The sequence below is a fragment of the Sphingobacterium sp. JUb20 genome (assembly GCF_004342035.1).
GTDB lineage: Bacteria > Bacteroidota > Bacteroidia > Sphingobacteriales > Sphingobacteriaceae > Sphingobacterium > Sphingobacterium anhuiense.
This window is the reverse complement of the sequence record NZ_SLYV01000008.1, coordinates 200,452-226,218: the sequence shown is the minus strand read 5'-3', so window position 1 is coordinate 226,218 and position 25,767 is coordinate 200,452. Positions and strand designations below refer to the sequence as shown.

Here is a 25,767-nt window from a genome sequence, read left to right as displayed (position 1 = left end):
CGTTTGCTAGAGCGATTGATAACAAATTCTTTACAAGAAAAGAAAAATCTTTCTTTATTTCTTAATCATCCCAGCCACTGTTTTGTGTCAATGATGTGTTTCGTTCCCGTTCCACTTGTGGGATTGGCCATGTATAAAGTTGATCACCTCGCCAGTCATACGGCGAAACAACTCCTCCCCATGCCTGTTTAATACCATTTCCTGTGTAAAAAGATGTTTCTTTCAATGTTTTCCATCGCAACTCGTCAAAGTAGATAACTCCTTCACACATCAATTCACGACGGCGTTCTTCACGAATTTCTTTTCTGAGATCCTGCTCACCTATCCCTAATAGCAATTCTCCAACTCCGGCACGTTTTCTTACCTCATTTACTTTTAACACAGCTTCACCAGGCTTTTTCGATTCATTCAATGCTTCTGCCCATAATAAAAGGATATCTGCATATCGCATCACAATATAATCATAAGCCCCTGCCTCTCTATTGGGAATACCTGGGTTAGCTCCCTCATAAACAAACTTACGTGGGTAATAGTAGAAATTAGGGACGATATCCGTTCTCAAGTCAAACACACCACCAAATTCTTGCCGATATGGCCATCTTGAAGTGAAGGTTTGGTCTGTCGCACCGTTTGCTCCTACAAAAGTAGAATAAGGTAAAATCACGTTGCTTACTAACCTCGGATCTCTATCTTCATAGGCTTTCTTAAGGCGTTCTTCATTACCCGTAGGCAAATACAAAGACATATCAAGCTTATTTGTAGTCCGTTTTTCAATGTTCGATATTTCAGCAGGGGTTAAATTATTCCGTAAGAAAAACACCTCCCTTTGGCCCGGTGCCATCTGATTATAACCTGGTAGGTAATCATCCCAATCAAATTTAGCACCATCTTTACGTTGATAGCGATCTACCGCATCGGGATGTACCAAATAGGTATTCCAATTGGATCCAAAAGCTGATCGTGATCCAAACCTGAATTGGTAATCTGAACCATATCCTGCCAAAGCGATATTCTGGATACTAAATATAATTTCAGGACTTTGCTCATTATCACCTTTAAACAGATTGGCATAATTACCAAATAAGGTATGTCCCATATTTTTGACTTGCTCAAAGTCGGCAATGGCTTTTGCCCATTCTTGCGTATACATATACACCTTACCACGAAGCGCATATGCTGCAGATTTAGTCACTCGCCCAAACTCGGCCTTTCCTTTATCATAACGATTTGACAATAAAGGTTCATTGATACAATCTGTTAGATCTTTAATAATCAAATCCCAGACTTCTTTTTCTGTACTCCTTGGTTTATCCACCTTATCCCACTCGATTGGTTCAGTGTAAATGGGGACTCCTTTATACAGTTGATTTAACCGATAATAATAGAACGCGCGCAAAAATTTCATCTCGGCAAGCAATCTTGCTTTCTTTTCAGCACCTACAGGTGACACATTGGCGATACCATAGATCGCATTATTACTTCGGTGAACACCCTCATACAAATTTTGCCAGGTAGATGAAAAAATACCCGATGACGCAGTAGCCGTTGCGTTCATCAAGGTTGAATTGTCCCTCCCCTGAAGAGTCGCGTATGTGTCATATACATACAACATCTGACCTAAACGCAACCCATGATAAACACCATTTACACCTTGGTCGGTAAGATTTTCTGTTAACCACATATTATTGGTTAATACCTGTGTTTTAGGGACAGTATCCAATAAATCCTTCTGACAAGAAGAAAACAATATTGCAGAACCGATAGTCACGCAAAGCAGTATTTTTTTACTCCACAAATTATATTTTTTTATATTATTTTTCATGATCTTTCTATTTTAGAATCCAATATTCAAACCAAAAGCAAACTGTTTCATTGTTGGATATTCTGCTCCTGCACCAACTTCTGGATCTAACCCTGGAAAGTCCGTAACCATCAGTAGATTTTCACCTGTAAAAAATACCCGTAAGCTCCGTACTTTAATTTTTTCAGTTAGTTTCTTATCAAACGTATAACCTACTTGTAAATTTCTAAGTTTTAAAAAATTTGCCTTATATAACCAATAATCGCTTGCTTGATTATTGATATTTTCCGCTGAAGTGCCATATTTCAATCTAGGGAAATATCCATTTTGATTGGTACGTGGATCATTTGGTGCCGCCGGGTTATAGAAATAATGATCATCTGCAATACGAGTGGTCACTTGGTTACCAAGAATCAACACATTATTATTATAACCAATATCTGTCCAGTAATACTGTCCTCCAGCCTCTCCTGCCCAAATCATAGACATATCCAGACCTTTATAAGAGAACCCAAGATTGAATCCATAGATATATTTAGGACTTGTCGACGTCCCAGTAAAGTACTGATCGGCATTATTTCCATAAATACCATCTCCGTTCCGATCGGCATAGACCAAGTCTCCATAATACATACGTGCATTCGCACCATAACTATCCGCAATAGCTTGGGATGAGGTTATAAAAGAATAGCCAGCAGCTTTCATTGCTTTTGCCCATTCGTAATCCTGATCCGTACGGATCATCCCTGTGGTAGGTCCACCATTGATATTAACCGAACCATCGGCATTAAAAGAACTTCCATCACCTCTATATACTTGGCGTAGATAGAATTCATCCAGCTGGTATCCCTCAAGTCTCCGGTTTACACCGCCTGTGGATACATCACCCAAGTTAGTATTCCAGACCATTTTTCCCGTTCCGTCATCAACCATACCTTGAACCAGCTTACCCTCATATTCCGTGACTTTATTTTTATTATATGAGAAATTACCACCGATGTTATAACTAAAATCCCCAATCTTATCCCGCCAGTTTAGATTGAGCTCAATTCCTTTATTACGCATAGCGGCTTGGTTGTAATAAGGGCCACTAGCGGTACCAGCCGTAATTGGCATTTGTGCTGTACGAATAATGTTTGAAGTTTTACGATCGTATAAACTTAGTTCCACAGATGCACGACGGTTTAATGTTGCAAATTCCAATCCAAGCTCTCTATTTTCGGAATCTTCCCATTGCAACAAGTTATTGCCAAAACGTGACAATGCTAATCCGTTGGCTTGAGCTCCATTAAATGAATACCCCACCGAACCATATACTCCGTGCCAGCCGTAAACATTCAAATCATCTCCGCCATCATTCCCCAATTTACCCCATGAAGCCCGAAGTTTAATATCCTGTACGTAAGGATTAACGGCTTCCATAAACGACTCTTTAGATAATATATAACCAACAGAAACAGAAGGGAATGTACCGTATTTTCGTCCCCGCCCAAATTTTGAAGCCCCATCCCGACGTAAACTGAATTCTGCTAAATATTTTGCATCGTAGTCATAGCTAGCACGACCAAAAAAGGAACGCATGGAGTTATCAGATTCCCCTCCAGAGATACTGTTCATCTCCGTTCCTGTACCGATATTGGTAATGGTCGCATCGATCAATCCTTTTCGAGAAGCACTAAATCCGGAATCGTTGTAATAAAATTCATTATGACCAACTAATGCGCCAATCGTATGTTTACCAATCGTCGTATTATAACGCAATACGTTATCGAAAGATTTTCTGTAAATTTTACCATAAGACTGTCCAGTCGTCGAAGTCGCAAGATTAACAGGTGTCGATGTAATCGTCATGGTTGAAAAGTCATAGCGTGGAGACGGATCAGACCAGGTTTTCACTTCATCAAATCGGCTCTGATAGTTAAATTTCGTTTCAAATGTCAAACCCTTCCAAAGTTTAACATTAGCAAATAAGGTCGTGTTGAATCGTGTACGCTCATTGCTTCCCTTATTATCGTAAAGATAGGTCATTAAATTGTTCAGCTGTGATGATTCACCGGAGCTGAGTACAGCACTTCCAAACTTACCGTCATACATTGGGTAAATACCCGGTGTGGTTTGCCGTAAGAAATTATACAGATTGGCATCGGAAGCCATAGAACGATCTTCTTTCAGAATAAATGTCTGTGTACCTACTGTAAGGAAGTTGGTAACATCGGTCTCCAGATTCACCCGCCCTTCATAGCGCTTCATGCCTGTGTTGTGCATTATGCCTGGGTTGTCTTGTATTCTTCCAGATAGGTTATAGCGGATATTTTCACTACCTCCTAAAACACTGACATTATGACTCTTTAACCACGCGTTCTCATAAATCCAATCTCCCCAGTTGGTATTGGGAAATGCGACGTAATTTGGTATGCCCTGAGCGGTCATACCATTTGGATCAGCATTTGCCGCTGTCCAGGTATCAATAGCACTTTGCGTATATGGACCTTTCTCGCCTATATTTTCTGCAGCTTCCTGAAAGAAGCTCATATGCCTCAAATAATCGCTTAAAAATTCAGGCTTCGCGCTTGGTGTCGTTCGCGAAAATAAACCTGAATATTTTATTTGCGGTGCTTGTCCGACTTTTCCTTTCTTTGTCGTAATGACAATAACTCCATTAGCAGCCCTCGCACCATAGATCGCTGCCGAAGAAGCGTCTTTTAATACCGATATTGTTTCAATATCTTCTGGATTTACAGCATCCATTACCCCTTGAATACCGTCAATAATCACCAAAGCATCATTATTGTTCATGGTACCTGTACCGCGTACGCGAATGGTTGCTCCATCACTACCAGGCTTACCATTGCCGACCTTCACCTGAACACCGGCAGCCAGCCCCGACAAGGCCGAGGATACATTCGTCACAGCCCTGCTTTCCAGTTTTTTTCCATCGATAGTTGCAACAGAACCCAATAGTTTGGATTTCTTCTGTTGCCCATACCCCACAACAACAACCTCATCAATCGCCGAGCTGGCACTTTCCAACGTTACATTAATGGCATTGCGGCCATTTAGTACAATCTCTTGATTTTGGTATCCTACATAAGAAATTACTAGCGTTCCGTTAGGGTTCACAGATAAGGAATATGTTCCCGATCCATTTGTGGAAGTCGAGAGCGTCCCCCCCTTCTCACGAATTGTTACACCTGATAATGGTGTTCCTTGACTGTCTTTGATTTGTCCCGTTACATTTACTTTCTGCTGGGCGTGAACTGTACCTACAGAAAATAGTGTCATCGCGGACAATCCTATTGCGTAAAACTTAGCCATACTTTAGGAAATTGGTTTTATAATTAAAAATTGGTTATTTAACAAGCTCAAAATTGATTAAGTGCGGTCATTTATTAGGGTGATTTTTATAAATATTAAGGGGTAAAATCTTAAATTTGATGGTATAACCTCTATTCATCTATGAATTTCCTTGTAAAACAGATCCAAAACATGATCATTATCGCATGGCTACTTTGCCCATTTATGTCTTGTTTGGCCCAGAATTTCAGTTTTGAAACACTAACACAGGACAATGTATTAGATAAACAGGCGGTATTGAGTATCGCTCAAGATAAAAATGGAAAACTTTGGTTTGGAGGAGGTCCAAATCTGTTTATTTATGACTCACAGAATATTATAAACCTTCGAGTTCAGGATAGCGTATTCAACAAATTAGATTATATCAACAAGATTTGTATAAACGACAATAATGATCTTTTTATAGCTACCTCTACTCAGGTATTTATTTTCAATATAGACAAACGAAAGCCTCTCCTAAAAAGAGGAAAGCCCTTTATCGAGAAAGTCCTTATCTCAGACATACAAATTCTATCCTCCCATATTTTCTTATGTACAAATAGGGGTCTATATATAGCTATTCCCGCCTCAGGCTCTTATGATTTTAAATTAATTTTAGACCGTCCTCATACACAAACTATTGTTCAAACAGGAGCAGACTCCTATACAATAGCTAGCGCTAACGGTATCGAATCATTTACCTATAAAAACAAGCGGCTATCTGAAACCCGCAACCTGGGCTTACCACAGTTACCACTAAAGGAACGAATCTTTAGTACGATGTATGTGAAAGATAACACGCTTTGGGTAGGGACAAAACTACATGGTCTATTTCTGTTTAATTTTTCCAGTCAAAATTGGAAAAATCTAACGGAAGGAAATAGTAATCTCTTAAGCAATAATGTTCGTAAAATCATTAAAAATACAAATGGAGAACTATTAATTGGCACATTGAAAGGTCTTTCCGTTTTCAATGGATCCCCTGTTTTCACAAATTACAAACATAATACATCCATCAAAAACTCCCTCAGCCAGAACTCGATTTATGATATCTTTGTCGATAATCAAAAAGTAGTCTGGTTAGGAACATATTTTGGGGGTATCAACGCAGTTTATCCTGATTTTATCCCTATACAAACCTACTCTACACGTTCGCTATTAAGTCAACAGTTGAATAGTGATATCGTGGGTAGTTTTGCCGTTTCCAAGAATGCTGCTTGGATAGGCACTGAAGAAGAAGGAATTAATAAAATTGATAAAATTACGGGGAATACTAGTCCACAACCCCAATTTACCCGATCAAACCTGATAAAAGACCTCTATGTCCGGGATGAAAAATTATATGCCGCACAATATGGTGGAGGCTACTCCATCATTGACCTAAAATCGGGCAACACCAAAAATTATCTCCTCGAAAAGGATCTCTTAAACCTCAAAAACAATATTTATAGCATTTACGTGGATCCAGCACAACGAATCTATCTAGGCACAAATAAGGGACTTTACATTGCGGAACAGGAAAAACCACTACAGTTTGATTCCTCACTAGCAGCAAACACAATAGATGAGATACAGGCAGATGATAAACAACAGATTTATTTCCTGCAATCAGGAAAGCTATTTCGAAAAAAGACTTTTAGCGCTACTGTCCGATCCATAAAGCAAATTGACTCACTGTACATCAATGGATTTTATGTCGCGCCCGATGGCAATATCTGGCTTACCTCGAAAGGGGATTTATATCATTTCGATGTTAAGGATAATGTGGCCCTTAAAGCCCATTTTCCCAATAACACCCTAGGTTGGCCCGTCATGATCGACAAACATTTCTGGATCAGCAGCAAAAATGGACTGATTTTCTTCGATCCAAGCACAAAGTATCATACTGTCCTTAATCAGTATGATGGTCTCCCTGTTAAGAATATGCAAGGGGCTAAGGTCTATAGCAGCGAAGCCGGATTTTTATTCGTGACTACATTGAATGGTTTAGTTTCGATCGACACCCGAAAAATCACTTTCAATCAGAAAAAACCGAATGTGCTTTTTAGAAATATATTCCTTCAAGATACACCCTTAAACTATGGTCGCATCCAGCAAGGTGATCAACCCAATAACTATACGTTGCAATTACTTTATGACGAGAATTTTATAACGGTCAATTTTTCGAGTTCCAATTTTATCAAACCACAGAAAAATAGATATCGGTATAAGCTCGAAGGTTTTGATAAAGGTTGGATAGAAACCAATACACCAAGTGTCAGATATACCAATATTCCCGAAGGACAGCATACACTCAGTGTATATGCCAGCAATAATGATGGCATCTGGAGCAGTACCCCACTACAAATACACATTGATATAAAACCTCCGCTCTGGAGAACATGGTGGGCCTACCTCTTATACGCCGGACTATTTACACTCGGGGTACACTTTGTCATTAAATTTGTTGTGGAACGCGAGATGCTGATCAATTCCGAAAGAGAACAGGAAAAGAAAATCAAATTCTTTACACAAATTTCGCATGAGATCCGGACTCCGCTTACCCTGATCATGTCACCTCTAGATGAAATCATTACCGAAACAGCCAACTTATCGACTACCCAATCTAAGATAAAACGGATTAAAAAGAATACAGCTAAATTATTGGGGGTAGTTAACGAGCTACTTGATTTCAAAAAATTTGATGACAAGCACTTCATCTTGAAACAGAGCGATATCCCCTTCAGGGAATATATTGAAGACACATTCTATCTCCTCAATGATCTTGCCCAGAATAAACATATCAATTATTATATCCGACAATTGGATGCCGTAGGGTTACAATCCATAGATGCTGTTCAATTTGACAAGGTCATGTTCAATCTATTGTCAAATGCCATTAAGTATACACCCGCGAATGGCACAGTTTATCTTGAGCTTCTTGAGAGCGAAGACAACATCATTATCAACATCGTTGACAACGGGATTGGCATCGCAACGGACAATCAATTCAAGATTTTTGAAGAATATTATCGGGAGGAACAAGCAAATGACAGTATAGGTACTGGTATCGGACTAGCCTTAACCAAGCAGATTGTTCTACAGCATCAAGGAGAGATCCGTTGCTTTACCATGAAAGATGAAAAAGGAGAATGGACGGTTTTCAACCTACGTTTACCGAAGCTATCAAAAGTCAACATGTCCCCTCCTACAGACTCCCTGATGACCATTATAGATGAATCAAATTCAACAACTCCGACCGTATTGGGCAGATCCTTGCAACAGACCATTCTGATTGTCGAAGACAATAGAGAGCTTTTGGATACCATTGTTCATTTATTTCAGGATAGCTATACCGTCATCACGGCTGTCAATGGAGAAGATGCCTTATCGAAAGCGCAAGAGTATATTCCCGACTTGATCTTATCTGATCTGATGATGCCTTATATGAATGGAGCCCAGTTATGCCGGGCAGTAAAAACAAATATCGCAACCAGTCATATTCCTGTTATCCTGTTGACTGCAGTGACAGACAGTGAATCACAGACACAGGCCCTACAATATGGAGCAAACATCTATCTAACAAAACCTTTTGACAATAGGCTGTTGTTTCTATCTGTGCAGAATCTCATAGCAATCAGTCATAAAAAGAGCAAGGAATTTCAGGTCAAAAAAACAGATTTCGACAATGAACTGGATGCTAAATTTATTGCTACATTAGATCAACTGATCGAAGATAATATGCAGTCGGATGACTTTGATGTTAATTTTATCTCCCGAAAGATGGGTATGAGCACACCTATTATTTATCGAAAGCTCCGGGCGATATCCAACCTTTCTATCAATAATTATGTGAAGATGTACCGGCTTAACAGAGCGAAGGAGTTGCTAAAATCTTCGATGAATGTCAGTGAGGTAGCCTATGCAGTCGGATTTTCTGAAAGAAAGTACTTCAGCAGAGAATTTAAGAAACAATTTGGGTATAATCCATCACAGCAAATAGCAGACTCCGACGAAGATAATTAAAACACAAAAGGGATTAAATATTTGAAAAAAGATTGTAGGCATGGTACGAATAGATTTAAAAGTAACAAAGGCGCCTAAATGGGGGCCTTTGTTACTTTTATCTTTACTGTATTTACTTCGCGATTTCATTAATCATTGGTTCACCATCCAAGAGCCTTTTATAGCGCACTAATGCTTCTACATAATAGTAATCAGCATATGTCAGTGGTACATCAATCTCCGAATTTAAAGGAAGTGCCCCCACACTATGTTTTAATAAATAACCGCCATTTGTCCCATAAACTGCTTTATAAGGTTCTTTGGATAAATTAGTAAGCATTGTCTCTGCATTAGAAAGATAAAGGGCAGATTCTTTACCTTTTGTATATTGAGCCAATTCAAGTAAAGCAGATGCATACAATGTGGCTGCCGAAACATCCCGAAGATCTTTTTTAGCATACATCTTACTAGATTGATCAATCTTATCTTTATCAAAATCCCAATAAGGAATTAAATCTTGAGGCATATTCGGATGATTCAAAATATATTTCGCAATATGTCTAGCTTGATTTAGAAATTCCTTTTTATTTGTTTCTCGATACATCATCGTATACCCATAAAGCGCCCAACCTTGGCCTCTAGACCATGCGGATTCATCATAAGCACCTTGGTGCGTTTTTTTTCCAATAACTTTGCCGCTATTCACATCATAGTCAATAACATGATATGAGCTATAATCTTTCCTAAAATGATTTTTCAATGTTGTTTCCGCATGCTTTATAGCCAAGTCATAATATTTCTTATTACCAGTCATTTTTGAAACCTGCGTCAAAAACTCTAAATTCATCATATTATCAATGATAACGGGATAATGCCAAGGTTTGTGATCCCAAGACCGAATTGTTTTTGCTCTCTCATTAAAACGAGAAGCAAGAGAAGCAGCACCTGTAACTAATACATCTTTATATTTCGCAGAATCGCCGGTCAGACGTAAACCATTGCCGAAACTACAAAACAGCATAAAACCTAGATCATGTGTACCTTTATTATACTTTTCTTTCTCCAAATTAGGTAATTTCTCTTTTACATTTTTTAATAATTCCTGATCTTGAGTCCCTTCATATAAATACCAAAGTGTACCAGGATAAAATCCAGAACACCACCAACTGGATGATGAAAAGATCTCTTTATTATTTTCAAAAGTTTTAGGAAATTTTCCATTGGGTGTTGCATTTGCCAAGACTTTAATTTGGAGAGCTGCGTCATTCAAATTCTGCTGAATAAACTCTTTCGATAATTTCAGATCCCGGGATTGACCTTGAACAGTACATATTCCTAAAACAGAACATAATACCATGATAATCTGTCTTTTCAATTTCATCATAATTTACAATAATCTTAATTCGCTATTATTTTATATATCACTTGATTCCTTAATTCCATACTTTTAATTAAAACATTCATTTTATAAAGCATTCCACCCCACACTTTAATCAATCGTGGATCCTCGATTTCCTTATTTTCTAAAGAAAAAGTAACAGTTTCCCTTTCGAAATTTATAAAGACTTTTTTCCCATTATCCAATTGTAAGAAAAAGCCATCCTTTACTAACTGAGGTTTTATTTTAGATATGAAACTAATCGATTGTGGTTTTTTAAATTCCTCCAATTGATACTGTTCTTCTACCCTGATTTCATTATTTCCTGCATGCATCTTGATAGTTCGCATCCAAGATTGTACTGCGGCTTCTTTAGGATAAGCCTTCGCAACATTGACACGGTATTGAGCAGTTTCATTATTAGTTATATACTCGACATCCTCCGCATGATAAGACCTTCCATCCTTTTGCTGTATTCCATTTATAATAGGAAGATTATGCCATTGCGATTGCATATTCCACAATGTATAGCGATTCCTACTAAAAGTTTCTTTGGTATAAGTTCCCACACCTACATCAATTAAAACTGGCGTCGAATCCAAATAGAGCATATAGCTTCCAACATCATTATGATTATGGCTTACCCCATTATTACTTCCTATCGTAGCCAAGAATAAATTACCCTTTTTATTTAAACTCCGCATAGTTGCCTGTCCCAAACTCTCATAAAAATGAAATTGGGGGGCTATAAAGTCTTTTCGATGATTACTTAATTCATTATAAATAGACGCATGCATTAAAAAATCCTGTACTGTTCCTAATGACATACTTGGTGATTTTAGAGTTGTCAAATAGCTTGCGTATGCTTTTAGATTATCATCATTATATAAAGTACCATAAGCCCATATTTTAGCAGGATAGGGTACTTGTATCGCCTCTGCATCTGCGAAATTGATGTATCTATTTCTGTAAATGTGAGAATTCAAGATATAGTTGCCAATATTAAATAATTTATGTTCCTCCTTAAATGTCACCTCTCCATCCGACACATCCTCTAACCACAACAACATCTGTCCAAGTTCACCACCAGCATGTAGCCAATAAGAGGGCCCCTCTTCACACGCACCATCTTCAGCGTAAGAGTCAATAAATTTATCCGCACTATGAGCCAATTTCTGAATAATCATCTTCAATCTAGACGCATCTTCTTCCACTAATAATGCTACTTTAAGAACATTGGTGTTGATCCAAATATTCCAGTTATTAACCATATTGTTTGACTGAAGCGCCATCCACCAAAAATCATCTCGGGCTAAATAAGGATTTAAAATACGGCTCTGTAAGACATCTTTCAATTTTTTAGTAATCATAGGAGAAATTTGGTTTAATTCATCTCCCAACAATAAATAAACCATCGCCAGATCAGCTGCTACCCGACCTGCTCCTAGATCAATATAATCATCCAGTGGATCAGGCAAACCAATTCCAGATTTTTGCACTACAATATGTGCAGGACTTACCCAAGTACTTTCTTCCATCATTAACCAGAGGCCATTAATAATCTGCGGAATAAAACGTCCCTTTCCCTCAACCAATTCTCCTATAACCAAATGCGATACGATACTCCTGCGTGTATTAATATCATCCTCGTAGCGAGTTCTGTTTCCATCAGTCTTATATTCAAGATATTTTGTAGCTAACAATGATGGCCAAGTAAATGAATTCGCATCCTCTGCAACTTTCATTATGTGAGACTTTTCCAATATTGATAGCGCTTGAATAGCTTTGTTCCATTCATTTTTCTTTTCCAACCGCCAGTCATCAATACGATTAACGGTATTTGTCAAAACTTCACCTGAAAGATGCCGCTCTAAGGTGTGTTGTCCAAGTGCATTAATTTGCAACATAACAAAAAAGAGAAACATTAAAATTTTATAGCACTTTCTACTTCTTCTCATAAACTACTGCTCGAGAGCCCTTATTAAGTGTAAAAACAATTATTCCATCAAGATCTATTTCATACTTACCCTTTCCTTTAATCACAATCATTGGAGCCGATATCCCCGATTCAACTCTAATTGTACCCGTATGTTGACTTTCGATCTCCACAGTTTGCGTTATACCATTTTTCCTCTTTGCAGAAACCAGAAAAGCTCCATCAGTCAAAAACCTTTTAAAAGAAATATCTTTCCAGGAAGTAGGTACAGCGGGAAAAATTCTTAATTTTCCATTCCAATATTGTAAGCAAAGTTCTTGGATGCTTGTCATTGCTGCTAACGGGGTTTCAATTACTGGTCCCGACTCGGCATAAAGCGTATTCTTTTTAATATAAGATTTTAATAAATTATCAAGAGATGCTAAGGCATCATCTCCCCTTCCCATCATGGCATACATCGATGCGGCACCAGTAAATGAATAACCTTGCAAGAACTGATTTTTACTCTGCCAGTACTTAATTGAACGCTCAATCAAAACTCTATTTTCCTTTTGATCCCAATTAATTTCATAAAAAGGATAGATCATCATTAAATGCGAATAATGTCTATGTGACTCACCATAAGGAACATCCTTAGCTATCAAATAACCGTTTACCCCTTGTGGAAAATCGACCAAATTTTCGAGTACATCGAGCCATCGATCATATAGAGGATCTTTCCTATTCTTTTCATCATCTAGCTCGATGAGTGATCTAAGCCCCCATCTCAGAATAGCTAGATCATAATTCGTATCATAAGCATACCCATATTTATATTCTGGCGAATAAGTTTTAACAGCGATATGATATTTTCCTGATTCATTTTTTTCTAATAGATGCAAATAATAATTAACAGCCTCTTTAAGTAAGGGAAATAAGCGGTCATATACCTCTTCCTGCATGCCATAGCGATAGTAAGAATAGTAGCTATGCAATAACCAAAGCAAGTTGCCAAGTTCTTTTTCACCATCAGAAGCATCGGAAATTGAGACTCCCTTCTCTAAGAGAACAGGACTCCAGAGATCGTTCGCAGATGAGCGCCCAATAGCAATGCTATTATAACGATAAGCCACAGGAACATTTTCTCTCAAATTGGAGACATTCTGATCAATCATTTGAATTAAAGAATTCGCGATATCAAGATGGTTTGACGTGAAAACAGGAGAATATGTCAATTGCATATTTAAGTTCATCCAGTAAGCTGGCCAAGGAGTAACGCTCGTCCATGGTCCCTGCAAATCTATTGCTGGCTTATTTGTTCTGGTGGCACTTGCTAATTTATACAACTGCATATCATAAAAACGCTGATAAATTTTATCTGGTAATGACAAAGAAGAAGCACTATAATAATTACGCCACCAATTTTGGTGTTTTTCCAAAGCTATAGTAATATCTTTAGAATCAAAATGATCAACATAATCAATTGTTTCTTTTAGATAGCTCTTGTTAACCTGATTATATCCAACCGAGACAACATAAACATCATTGTCCATACCGAGCATTTTCTTATATACAGTTGCATAGCCACCGCCAGCTAATAACTCTTGATTATAAAAAGAAAATCCCTTACTAGTGCCTGATTTTCCCTCAGGATTGCGAGTATAATAAGTAGGTTTTTGTGTATAATCAAATTTCATACGGGGACTGATAGCAGAATCCGGACACCAGTCAAAAGAGTAGTTCCCATGGTAGTCCTTTTTAATGACTTCAATGAGTATAATATTATCATCAGACAGTGTTGTCGTTTTAATATGCAACATACCATCCGAAGTCTTAATATTCGTTTGAGAATAAGCTTGCTGAATAAAAATATCACCACCTATACTATCAATGTCCACATTAAGGTTTATAGAAAAATGCCCTAGTGACAGACGAGCTTTATCAAAAAGCTTTTCACGATTTTTTTCACGGTGATCATAAATATCCGTTCTACCAATATCTATACGTACAGCTTGTGAAGATTTCAAATAGGTCATCGTTCCTAGTAAACCATTCCCCGTGAATACCCCTTCGTAAATACTTTTACCCAACTGAGGAATATGAAATATTGGTTTGTCTTGACCCTGAGCACGACAAATAACACATAAGATAGAAATAAAAAAAATATATAAATTCCGCATAAATAGGGTTCAATTGGGCTCTAAAATGTACTTTTTTTAGTAGACACACAAGAGAAACTTACGAAATCGTTTGAGAAGAAAATCATGAAAAAAGGGTAATAATGGTTTCAGAAACCATTATTACCCTTTTTTCATGATTATTAATAAGGATCATAGATCCAATAATAAAACAATTAGATCAATCCACTTAATACTGTCCTGTACTTAAAAGAACCAATGTACAAGCATTTTCAGTATCAATACCTATTGCACCTGCAAGTGCTTCTAATTCCGCATTTTCAGCTCCAGGATTAAAAATAATCCGCTTTGGCTTTGTTTCTAAAATATAATCAAAATAGCTTTTTTGATTTGCTGCGCCAACATACATAGTAATGGTATCAATATCCGTGTGAATAAGTCCCATAGGTTCTATTTCGACACCAGCAACTTCACCCTTCTTAAGCCCAACATTCACAATATCATGTCCATATTGCTTCAATTTATAGGCTGCTTTATACGAATACCTTTCTGGATTAGTACTCGCTCCTATTATTAGCGTTTTTTTCATAACTACTTATTTTATTAAACATCATCAGCCACATTACCAGCATCATTATATATTCCCTTTCTTAAGATAGGCATCCCTAAAATTTTATACAATTCATCCAATTTAACTAAGCTACCATTAGTCATATTCGATAAAAGTACAATCGTAACGTTATTTTTTAGATCCCTAACATACAAATTGCGAAATCCGTGCCACCATCCAGTATGATAGATTATTAGATCATTATTTCTGTGAAAAGTGCGCCAACCTAATCCGTACCCAAATATTCCATTTTTAGATTTCGCACGATCGACATAAGCAGAATCTAACGTTTCTTTCTTTAATAACCTTCCTTCATTTAACGCTAAATCTAATTTATACAGATCCCGAACTGTACTATAAATTCCCTTATCGCCCAGAGGGCCATCTTGAAAATTCTGAACAACAGATCTTCTCCAAACCTTATCGTGACCGATAACATCTGTCGGAATTTTTTCATAAATAGCTTTTGACAATGCAGCTGTATTAGTCATTCCTGCTGGATTAAAGACATTTTCTTTCATCCATTCCGCATAACTTTGATTAGTTACCTTTTCAATAATAGCGCCTAAAACCATGAAATTCGAATTGTTATAAAAGAATTTACCGTCAGGTTTACCATAGCGATTCGGTTTAAACTCAATCAGCATATTCATGACATCTTGATTGGTCATACCCTTCTTTTTTTCCTTCCAATGCTCTTCCGAAAAATAAACATAATTTGGCAATCCAGAACGATGAGACAATAATTGCTTTATTGTAATATCTGGATAGGGAAAATTAGGATAAAAATCATTAATAGTTTGATCCAATTTCAATTTGCCCTCTTCAACCAATTTCAAAATACCAATACCTGTAAGTGGTTTGGAAACAGACGCTAATTCAAATTTTGAATCAATCTTCAAACTATCTTTTAAAAGATAATTTGCCCAACCAAATGAATTCTGATATAAAATCTTTCCATTTTTTGCAATCAGTACATTACCATTAAATCCTACTCTTTTATGCAAATTTTGCATAAAAGCTTCAATTTTAGGATCTGCTTCAGATGGATTGTATATGAGTTTTAAACTGTCAGTCTTAGCCTGTTCAACTAATGCTTTTTTTTGCTTTTCTTCTTTCGAACTACACGATACGGTTGCTATGATAAGAACAGCAACTATGCTTTTTAGTATATATAATTTCACTATTTAACGGATTCTATTTCTTTTCTAATGTATTAATGCTAAAATGCTGATTTTAGTACTAAAAAAAGAAAAAAACAATAAAAAAAGGTCACTTTATATAAAGTGACCTTTTGAATATACTTATTCGAAGTAAGATTACGCTAATAATCTCACTGGATTTTCTAATAATGCTTTTAATGTTTGCAAGAATTGAGCACCAGTAGCACCGTCCACTACACGGTGGTCACAACCTAAAGTCAACTTCATCACATTACCAGGAACAACAGTACCATTCTTAACAACAGGAACTTGTTGAATTGCACCAACAGATAGAATTGCACCATCCGGAGAGTTGATAATTGATGTGAATTCATCAATACCAAACATACCTAAATTAGAAACTGTAAATGTTGAACCTTCCCAGTCAGCTGGAGTTAATTTTTTAGTTTTCGCTTTTTGAGCGAAATCTTTAACTTCTGCAGAAATGTGAGATAATGATTTTCCGTCAGCAAAACGTACAACAGGAACTAATAAGCCATCTTCAACAGCCATTGCAACACCAATATTTGTATGCTCATTAAAACGAATCTTATCACCTTTCCATGAAGAGTTTACGGCAGGATGCTTTTTCAATGCAACTGCAACTGCTTTTACAACGATATCATTGAAAGAAACTTTTACTGGAGCCACTTCATTGATTTGCGTACGAGCAAGCATTGCATTTTCCATGTCGATACTTACCGTTAGGTAAAAATGTGGAGCAGTAAACAAACTTTCACCTAATCGACGTGCAATTGTTTTACGCATTTGAGAAACAGCAACTTCTGTATATCTCTCTTCACCTACAAAAGTAGGTAAAGTGATCGCTTTTGTTTCAGTAGCAACTGGCGCAGCAATTGTTGAAGCAGGAGCAACTTTAGTAGCTGGAACGTAAGATTCAACATCTTTTTTTACAATACGGCCACCATCAGCAGATCCTTTAATCTCATTCAGGTTGATTCCTTTATCTTTAGCAATTTTACGTGCTAATGGAGATGCTTTCACTCGAGAATCATCGGCTACATCAGTAGCTTTATTTTCCGTAGTTACATTAGCCTCTACCTTTGATTCATTTTTTACTTCGGCAGGAGCAGCTTGAGATGTAGGAGCAGCTTTTTGATTTAACAATGGTGTTACATCTGTTCCTGCAGGACCTACAATAGCAATAATATCATTTACTTTAGCAGCTTCACCTGCCTCAAGACCTACATATAACAATGTGCCATCAGCATAAGCTGTAACCTCCATCGTCGCTTTATCCGTCTCTACATCCGCAATAGAATCATCAGATTTGATTGTATCACCAACTTTAAAATTCCATTGCGCAATTACACCTTCTGTCATCGTATCACTTAACAAAGGCATAGTGATAACTGTAACACCTAAAGACTCCGGTGTTACATTAGACTGAGGAGCTGCTTCAGTCCCAGATGAATTAGAACCTTCTACTTCCTTTTTCTCCGTCACTTCTTCAGCCTGAGGAGCGTCATTTAATAATGCTTGAAAATCTTCTCCAGGTTCTCCAAGAATGGCAATAACAGCATCAATAGCAACTGCTTCACCTTCTTTAGGACCAATATATAAAAGTGTTCCTTCTTGGTATGATTCAAAATCCATCGTCGCTTTATCAGTTTCGATTTCAGCAACTAAATCACCAGAATTAACTTTATCACCAACTTGTTTGTGCCATTTTGCGATAACCCCTTCGGTCATGGTATCGCTCATTTTCGGCATTCTAACTACTTCAGCCATTGTATTTTATTTATCTAGTTAAAGTAACTTATATTAATCTAATATAAATGGATAATTCTCTTGAACGTACACATCTTTGTACAATTCATCAGCTGTAGGGAAAGGAGATTCTTCAGCAAATTTCACAGATTCATCTACAATACTTTTCACCTCAGCATCCACTTCAGCAAACCAAGCTTCATCAGCATAATTGTTTTCAACAATAGCATGCTTTGTCGCCAATAATGGATCACGTCCTTTATATTCTTCTAATTCTTCTTTCGTACGATATTTCGCAGGATCGGACATCGAGTGACCTTTGTAACGGTAGGTACGTATTTCCAAGAAAGTAGGTCCTTCCCCAGCACGAGCACGTTGCACAGCTTCATCCATCGCATTGTGTACAGCTACGACATCCATACCATCTACTGGAGCACAAGGCATATCAAAACCTAGGCCCATTTTATAAATATCTTGCATATTGGTTGTACGTTGTACGGAAGTACCCATTGCATAACCATTGTTTTCACAAACAAAAATTACAGGCAATTTCCACAACATGGCCATGTTCAAAGTTTCATTAAAAGCACCTTGACGAACTGCGCCATCACCCATGTAACATACGTTAACATTATTTGTACCCAAATATTTTTCAGCAAAAGCGATACCAGCTCCTAATGGAATCTGACCACCAACAATACCATGGCCACCCATCATCTTATGTTCTTTCGAGAAAAAGTGCATAGATCCACCTTTTCCTTTTGAACAACCTGTTGCTTTTCCAAACATCTCAGCCATACATTCATTCGCTGATACACCTTTTGCTAAAGCATGTGCGTGATCACGGTAGGCTGTAATTAAAGAATCTTCAGGTTTGATAACAGACATTGTACCTGCTACTACTGCCTCTTGTCCAATGTACAAGTGACAGAAACCACGGATTTTTTGTTGTCCATAAAGTTGACCTGTCTTCTCTTCAAACTTACGCATAAGTAGCATAGATCTATACCACTCTAAATATGTCTCTTTTGTTATAGGTGTTGAACTCATTTCAAAGTTTTGAATTTCTTACTAATCTTGACTACAAATCTAATCAATTTGGGTGATATTTTGGTCAGAAAATCAAATTTTCTTCTTGTTTTAGACAGTTCTAAGACATTTGATTTAAACGACATAAGAAGATACCCAAATAAATGACTGGCTTAATTTAGTAAATTAAAAAAAGAACAAACAAAAAAGCCAAAAGACATATTATTCTTTTGGCTTTTTTGTTTTGTAACAAATATGATTTTAGCTCAATTCAACAATCAAACTTGATTCATCTATTTTTCTTTGATCACCTGTTTGCATATCTTTCAATGAAAGCTGGCCTGAAGAAACTTCCTCTTCACCAATTAATAAAACAAATGGAATGCCTTTACTGTCGGCATAACTCATCTGTTTTTTCAATTTCGCAGCTGTTGGATAAAGCTCGACTGCAATGTTCGCCTTACGTAGGCGATTTAGAAGAGGTAATGTAAAGGACTCGGTTTCTTTATCAAAGTTCACAATCAAAAGCTTAGTGTAATCTCCCTTAGCCTCAGGATAAAGATTTAATTCTTCTAGAACGTCATAGATACGATCGGCACCGAAAGACACACCTACACCGGTCAATCCTTTCAAACCAAACATACCTGTCAAATCATCGTAGCGTCCACCACCACCGATGCTCCCCATAGCGACCTCATTCGTTTTTACCTCGAAAATGCAGCCCGTATAATAATTCAACCCACGCGCTAGGGTAATATCAACCTCTACAAATTGGTTTAAAACTTCATTTGAAGAATCCAACTTAGAAATATAATCAAACGATTCTTCTATTTCTGCTATTCCCTTTAATCCTATTTCCGAATTTGATAATACGTGCTTTAAGGCAGACAATTTCTTTAGATTTGATCCCTCTAATAAAATAATTGGACGTAAAATTTCTAAATCTGCTGCTGTAAAACCTCGTTCTAATAGTTCTTTATTTACACCTTCTAAACCGATCTTATCCAATTTATCGATCGCAACTGTCATATCGACAATAAGTTCCGGCTTACCAATAATCTCAGCTATACCTGAAAGAATCTTACGGTTGTTAATTTTAATCGTAAAATCTTGCAGTCCCAAATTTTTCAATGCTTCATGATAGATTAAAATAAACTCAGCTTCATTCAATAGGCTTTCAGAACCCACTACATCTACATCACACTGATAGAATTCGCGATAACGACCTCTTTGAGGACGATCAGCGCGCCATACAGGTTGAATTTGAAAACGTTTAAAAGGTAAAGAAATATCATTTTGATGCATGACAACATAACGAGCAAACGGTACAGTGAGATCATAACGAAGTGCCTTTTCAGAAATAAGAGAGATTAATTTAGTTGAAGACTTGGATTCAAGTAAATCATTGGGAGCTTTACTCAAATAATCTCCAGAATTCAAAATCTTGAAAATTAACTGATCCCCTTCATCACCATACTTTCCCGTAAGTGTCTGCAAATTTTCAAAAGAAGGAGTTTGAATTTCACTGTAACCATACTTTTTAAAAACACGCTTAAGTGTATTGAAAATATAATTACGTTTAAGCATTTCGGCAGGTGAAAAATCACGTGTGCCTTTTGCTAAAGAAGGTTTTACTGTTGCCATTTGGCAAAGTTAATATTTAAGAAGGATTTATTGGAACTTAGAAGAAAAAAGCTTAGTCAAGCTCTAAAATTTTCAAATACTCACAAGCTTTTTCTGCAGCTGTTTTTTCAGCGCTTTTTTTATTGAAATCTTGTCCTAGGCCACAAACTTCACCTTGTACAACTACTTCAATAGAAAACATTTTATTCGATTCACCAGGAGGATTATCAATTTGATTGAATACAACCTCTTTACCATTATGCTGGCACCATTCGATCAAACGACTTTTAAAATTAGTTTCCGTTTGTTCCAATAAGTGAATATCTACATGTGGTTTAATAATACGGTTTAATAGAAAATTTTTAGTAAACACATACCCTTTGTCCAAATATACGGCACCGATAAGTGCTTCAAAAGCATCACCTAACAAAGAGCCTTGTTTATTGGGAAAGCTAATCATTCTCGCGTCAAACTGAATAAGCTCATTTAATCCGAGCTTCCGAGAAAGTTGATTAAGATGTACACGACTGACAATTTTAGATCTCATTTCAGTCAAAAAGCCTTCGTCTTTATAAGGGTATTTTTTAAATAGTAGTTCAGCAACCACTGAACCTAAAATAGCATCTCCCAAAAATTCCAATCTTTCGTTGCTATTTTTGGAACCTTCCTTGATCACAACAGCTACAGACTTATGCCTAAAAGCCATTTGATAAAGTCGTATGTTTCCAGGGACAAAACCTAACAGGTTCTTGAGCTTTCTAACATAAGCTTTGTCAGCAGAAAAATATAATTTATAAATCCTTGAAAAAGGCATCTTAGTCTAAAAAAGGGACAACAGGTATAAAGCACCTGTTGTATCCCAATTATTTTAATAACTTAAATAAAGTAATATTAAGCTTTGTATTTCTTCACAACAATAGTTGCGTTATGACCACCAAAACCAAAAGTATTACTCATTGCAGCATTTACAATACGCTTTTGAGCTTTATTAAATGTGAAATTTAATCTGTTATCCAATTCCGGATCATCTGTAAAATGATTAATAGTAGGTGGTACTATATCATTTTGAACAGCTAAAATAGAAGCAATAGTTTCAATCGCACCAGCAGCACCTAAAAGGTGTCCTGTCATTGATTTTGTCGAACTAATGTTCAATTTATAAGCGTGCTCACCAAATAAATCTACAATAGCTTTAGTTTCACTAATATCCCCTACCGGAGTAGAAGTGCCATGCACATTGATATAGTCAATATCTGTGAAATCTAGTTCCGCATCATTAACCGCCATTGTCATCGCAAGTTTAGCACCTAAGCCCTCTGGATGAGAAGCTGTGATGTGATGTGCATCAGCACTCATACCCCCACCTCCAATTTCAGCATAAATTTTAGCACCACGCGCTAATGCGTGTTCTAAACTTTCTAATATAATCGCACCAGACCCTTCACCAGAAACAAAACCATCACGATCCTTATCAAAAGGACGTGAAGCTGTTTTAGGATCATCATTTCTAGTTGACAATGCATGCATTGCATTAAATCCACCGATTCCAGCTTCATTAATAGTTGCCTCAGATCCACCAGTTACGATTACATCAGCTTTACCCATACGGATATAGTTAAAAGCATCAATCATTGCATTGGTTGCCGAAGCACATGCGGAGACAGCCGAAAAGTTAGGTCCACGAAGTCCGTGGCGCATAGAAATATGTCCCGGAGCAATATCGACAAGCATTTTTGGAATGAAGAAAGGATTGAAACGTGGTGTTCCATCCCCTTTTGCGAAATTTACAACTTCATCTGTGAAAGTTGTCAATCCCCCAATTCCTGATCCCCAAATAACTCCGATACGATTTGTATCTAAATTTTCAAAAATTAAACCAGCATCCTTAATTGCTTCATCAGATGATGCAATAGCATACTGTACAAAAGGATCTACTTTGCGAGCTTCCTTGCGATCCATAAATTCATGTGGATCAAACCCCTTCACTTCACAAGCGAATTGGGTTTTAAATTTTGACGCATCAAAATGCGTAATGGGAGCAGCACCGCTTACACCATCTAATAAACTATTCCAATATTCTGAAACGGTATTACCAATTGGTGTAAGTGCGCCTAATCCTGTTACTACTACTCTTTTAAGCTCCATTTATACGATTTGGCCCAATTAAATTAGTTAGTTAACGTTTTTTTCTAAATAAGTGATTGCTTGTCCCACTGTACCAATAGTTTCAGCTTGGTCATCAGGTATTGCAACGTTGAATTCTTTCTCAAATTCCATGATTAACTCTACAGTATCAAGTGAATCTGCACCTAAATCATTAGTGAAAGAAGCTTCTGGTGTTACCTCGTTTTCGTCTACACCTAATTTTTCAACGATAATTGCCTTTACTCTTGAAGCGATATCTGACATGATTTTATAGTTTAATTGTTTAATAAATCTGTGCAAAGAAAAATAAATTTCATCAAATATAAAAATCCATTTGATTTTTAGATTGTCAAATTATTTCCCAACCCGGTACAGCTACACCCTTAACTCGCTATAAACTAACCGTATTCAAGTATAACAATAATTCCTAATATGTACAAACATAGAGGCAATTAATTGAAATTTTACATTAAATTCACAGCATTTGCATCATTTTTTTGTATTTTCGTCAAGAACACAAGCTTAAATTTTCACTTTGAATAACAAAACGATACTAAAATGGGACCTAGAATTTGATGCCGAATTAGACTTCGTCCTTATTGCCATTTCATCTCCTTTAAAAGATTACCGTCTCTGCCATTTTATTAATAAGCTAACGCTCCTAAATTTTGTCAGAGGAAAAGAAGATAAATTTGACCATAATCAAAAGTTAAAGCAAAAAACTTCTGAAGAATTAGAGTATCATATTGTTTTTGACAATGCTAAAAAATCGAAGCAGCACTTTACTACCTTCTGGTATATAAATACCAAATTTCAAACAGAATATTATTTAATCAACAATAAAAGTATCGAAGGTAATTTATTAATACCGGAGCATCCTAATTTCGATTATTTTATAATAATCAAAAATTATATTGATGATGATGACCTGGATCGTATAGTAAAAAATATAAACAAAATACCCGAAGTCGTGTTTGTAAAAGAAATATCACCAAAAATATTGAAATCCAAAGAAAATCTGATATTTTAGCAAACTATTTAATAGTGTACAAGATACACCCCTTAAATCTAAATTATCCTCGTTAGTAAAACGAGTTTTATAATTTCACAAAAAAAATGAAGTTATATAAAAATAAAAATACATAGTAATAAAAAAATTAGAATGGAAAAAGTTCAAAAAAGGACTAAAATTGTTGCAACACTAGGTCCTGCATCTGCTGATAAACAAGTGCTAACAAATATGATTGCTAAAGGTGTAGACGTATGTCGTTTAAACTTTTCACACGGTAGTCAAGAAGATCATTTGAAAGTAATTGAAACCATCAATGCGATCAATGAAGAAACTAATTTTAATGTCGCTATTTTAGCCGATCTACAAGGTCCTAAGATCCGTATCGGAAAAATGAAAGAAGGTGGCGCTATATTAGTAAATGGCTCACAAGTTGAAATTACTACACATGAATTAATCGGTGATGAAGAGAGAATTTACATCACTTATGAAAATTTCCCAAATGATGTTGCTGCTAATGAAATCATCTTATTAGATGATGGCAAATTGCAATTGCGTGTTTTAAACACCAACTATAAAGATACTGTTACTTGTGAGGTTGTACATGGAGGTGTATTAACTTCTCGTAAAGGTGTTAATTTACCAAACACAAAAGTTTCAATTCCTTCTTTAACAGAAGAAGATCTAGATAATTTAAATTTTGCACTTGACCATGGTGCAGATTGGATTGCAATGTCATTTGTACGTTCAGCAGAAGATATTTACCAATGTAAAAAAATCATTGCTGAAAAAGGAAGCCACGCACAAGTAATCGCAAAAATCGAAAAACCCGAGGCTATCGAAAATATTGATGCTATCATCGAAGCAACTGATGCAATTATGGTTGCACGTGGTGATCTAGGTGTTGAAATGCCAATGGAAGAAGTACCAGGTTTACAAAAAATCATCGTTCAAAAATGTCGTGATTTATCAAAACCGGTTATCATTGCAACTCAAATGTTAGAAAGTATGATCACAACTCCACGTGCTACACGTGCTGAAGTTAATGATGTTGCTAACTCGGTTATTGATGGAGCTGATGCAGTGATGTTAAGCGGAGAAACATCTGTAGGTGAATTTCCTGAAATCGTTATCGAAACAATGAGTAAAATCATTATCCACGTGGAACAAACATCATATCCATATTATAATGAGAAAGTTAGTGAGATTAGCGATGGAACTAAAATTCCAGATGCAATTTGTGCGTCTTCGGTATATTTAGCAAAGAAAACAGATGCTGCCGCAATTGCTGTTTTAACATCTTCTGGCGCTACTGCATTTGAAATCGCAAGTTACAGACCGAACGCTGATATCATGGTTTTTACAGGAACTAAAAAATTGTTACGTCAATTAAGTTTATTATGGGGTGTTAAAACCTTTATTTATGACAAATTTGACAGTACAGACGGTTCTATTCATGATGTCAATAAATTTATTGTTAAGAATAACTATATCGCTCCGGGTTCGATTGTGATTAACACGGCATCGACACCGTTAATCGAAAAAGGAAAAACGAACACAATTCGTGTTTCCCAATTGTAATCAGCATAATATTAAAAAAATAGAAAAGCGCTTTTCCAAGAATAATTTGGAGAGCGCTTTTTTTGTTGCAATATACATTTAGAAGTTATTGTTAAAAATGACATAGTTCTCATATACAAGACATTTAAAGCATTTAATAAAAAAAAGTAACCTGATTTAAGCCGATATTTACTACAGAATCAATTAGCTAAATTGTCTCTACCATATTCCTAAATTAGTAAATATGTACCTTCGCAATCGTTTATTCTTGTACATATTATTTTTTATTAGAGTAGTAAAGATGTTACA

The 25,767-nt window shown here is 36.5% G+C and carries 16 protein-coding genes; 3 read left to right on the top strand and 13 right to left on the bottom strand.

Annotated features, from left to right (window positions below; all coding sequences use genetic code 11):
• Positions 1–61: 61 nt before the first annotated feature.
• On the bottom strand, positions 62–1,822 hold the full coding sequence (locus EDF66_RS15050) for a RagB/SusD family nutrient uptake outer membrane protein (RefSeq protein WP_132843567.1): 1,761 nt from the start codon (positions 1,820–1,822) through the stop codon (positions 62–64).
• Positions 1,823–1,834: 12 nt separating this feature from the next.
• Entirely contained in the window at positions 1,835–5,116 is a 3,282-nt protein-coding gene (locus EDF66_RS15045; RefSeq protein ID WP_132843565.1) for a SusC/RagA family TonB-linked outer membrane protein, read from the bottom strand.
• A 171-nt stretch (positions 5,117–5,287) separates the two neighbouring features.
• Between EDF66_RS15045 and EDF66_RS15040 the strand changes: the two genes are divergently transcribed.
• On the top strand, positions 5,288–9,139 hold the full coding sequence (locus EDF66_RS15040; protein ID WP_165902451.1) for a hybrid sensor histidine kinase/response regulator transcription factor: 3,852 nt from the start codon (positions 5,288–5,290) through the stop codon (positions 9,137–9,139).
• A gap of 112 nt (positions 9,140–9,251) precedes the next feature.
• Here the strand turns inward: EDF66_RS15040 and EDF66_RS15035 are convergent, their stop codons facing one another.
• From EDF66_RS15035 to EDF66_RS14985, 11 genes are all read right to left on the bottom strand, one after another.
• Positions 9,252–10,499, bottom strand: a complete 1,248-nt coding sequence (locus EDF66_RS15035; protein ID WP_132843659.1) for a glycoside hydrolase family 88 protein — start codon at positions 10,497–10,499, stop codon at positions 9,252–9,254.
• Between the two features lie 17 nt (positions 10,500–10,516).
• Complete coding sequence (locus tag EDF66_RS15030; protein ID WP_165902450.1) at positions 10,517–12,403, bottom strand: heparinase II/III family protein; 1,887 nt, start codon at positions 12,401–12,403, stop codon at positions 10,517–10,519.
• A gap of 37 nt (positions 12,404–12,440) precedes the next feature.
• The gene (locus tag EDF66_RS15025; RefSeq protein WP_132843560.1) at positions 12,441–14,591 is read right to left on the bottom strand and encodes a glycosyl hydrolase family 95 catalytic domain-containing protein; all 2,151 of its coding nucleotides are present in this window, start codon (positions 14,589–14,591) and stop codon (positions 12,441–12,443) included.
• 187 nt (positions 14,592–14,778) lie between these two features.
• On the bottom strand, positions 14,779–15,138 hold the full coding sequence (locus tag EDF66_RS15020) for a CoA-binding protein (RefSeq protein WP_132843558.1): 360 nt from the start codon (positions 15,136–15,138) through the stop codon (positions 14,779–14,781).
• Between the two features lie 14 nt (positions 15,139–15,152).
• Positions 15,153–16,343: a serine hydrolase domain-containing protein gene (locus EDF66_RS15015; protein ID WP_132771550.1), complete on the bottom strand. Its 1,191-nt coding sequence runs from the start codon at positions 16,341–16,343 to the stop codon at positions 15,153–15,155.
• Between the two features lie 135 nt (positions 16,344–16,478).
• On the bottom strand, positions 16,479–18,113 hold the full coding sequence (locus tag EDF66_RS15010) for a pyruvate dehydrogenase complex dihydrolipoamide acetyltransferase (protein ID WP_132843557.1): 1,635 nt from the start codon (positions 18,111–18,113) through the stop codon (positions 16,479–16,481).
• 33 nt (positions 18,114–18,146) lie between these two features.
• A complete protein-coding gene (pdhA, locus tag EDF66_RS15005; protein WP_132843555.1) occupies positions 18,147–19,142 on the bottom strand; it encodes a pyruvate dehydrogenase (acetyl-transferring) E1 component subunit alpha in 996 nt (331 codons plus the stop codon).
• Positions 19,143–19,382: 240 nt separating this feature from the next.
• On the bottom strand, positions 19,383–20,765 hold the full coding sequence (gene hisS / locus EDF66_RS15000; RefSeq protein WP_132771552.1) for a histidine--tRNA ligase: 1,383 nt from the start codon (positions 20,763–20,765) through the stop codon (positions 19,383–19,385).
• Between the two features lie 52 nt (positions 20,766–20,817).
• On the bottom strand, positions 20,818–21,558 hold the full coding sequence (rnc, locus tag EDF66_RS14995) for a ribonuclease III (protein WP_132843553.1): 741 nt from the start codon (positions 21,556–21,558) through the stop codon (positions 20,818–20,820).
• Positions 21,559–21,635: 77 nt separating this feature from the next.
• Positions 21,636–22,889, bottom strand: a complete 1,254-nt coding sequence (gene fabF / locus EDF66_RS14990; protein WP_021192393.1) for a beta-ketoacyl-ACP synthase II — start codon at positions 22,887–22,889, stop codon at positions 21,636–21,638.
• A 27-nt stretch (positions 22,890–22,916) separates the two neighbouring features.
• Positions 22,917–23,153: an acyl carrier protein gene (locus tag EDF66_RS14985; protein WP_021192392.1), complete on the bottom strand. Its 237-nt coding sequence runs from the start codon at positions 23,151–23,153 to the stop codon at positions 22,917–22,919.
• Positions 23,154–23,424: 271 nt separating this feature from the next.
• Here EDF66_RS14985 and EDF66_RS14980 point away from each other — a divergent pair, with 271 nt between their 5' ends.
• Entirely contained in the window at positions 23,425–23,919 is a 495-nt protein-coding gene (locus EDF66_RS14980; RefSeq protein ID WP_132771554.1) for an IPExxxVDY family protein, read from the top strand.
• A 132-nt stretch (positions 23,920–24,051) separates the two neighbouring features.
• The gene (gene pyk, locus EDF66_RS14975) at positions 24,052–25,479 is read left to right on the top strand and encodes a pyruvate kinase (RefSeq protein ID WP_132771555.1); all 1,428 of its coding nucleotides are present in this window, start codon (positions 24,052–24,054) and stop codon (positions 25,477–25,479) included.
• Positions 25,480–25,767 lie beyond the last annotated feature (288 nt).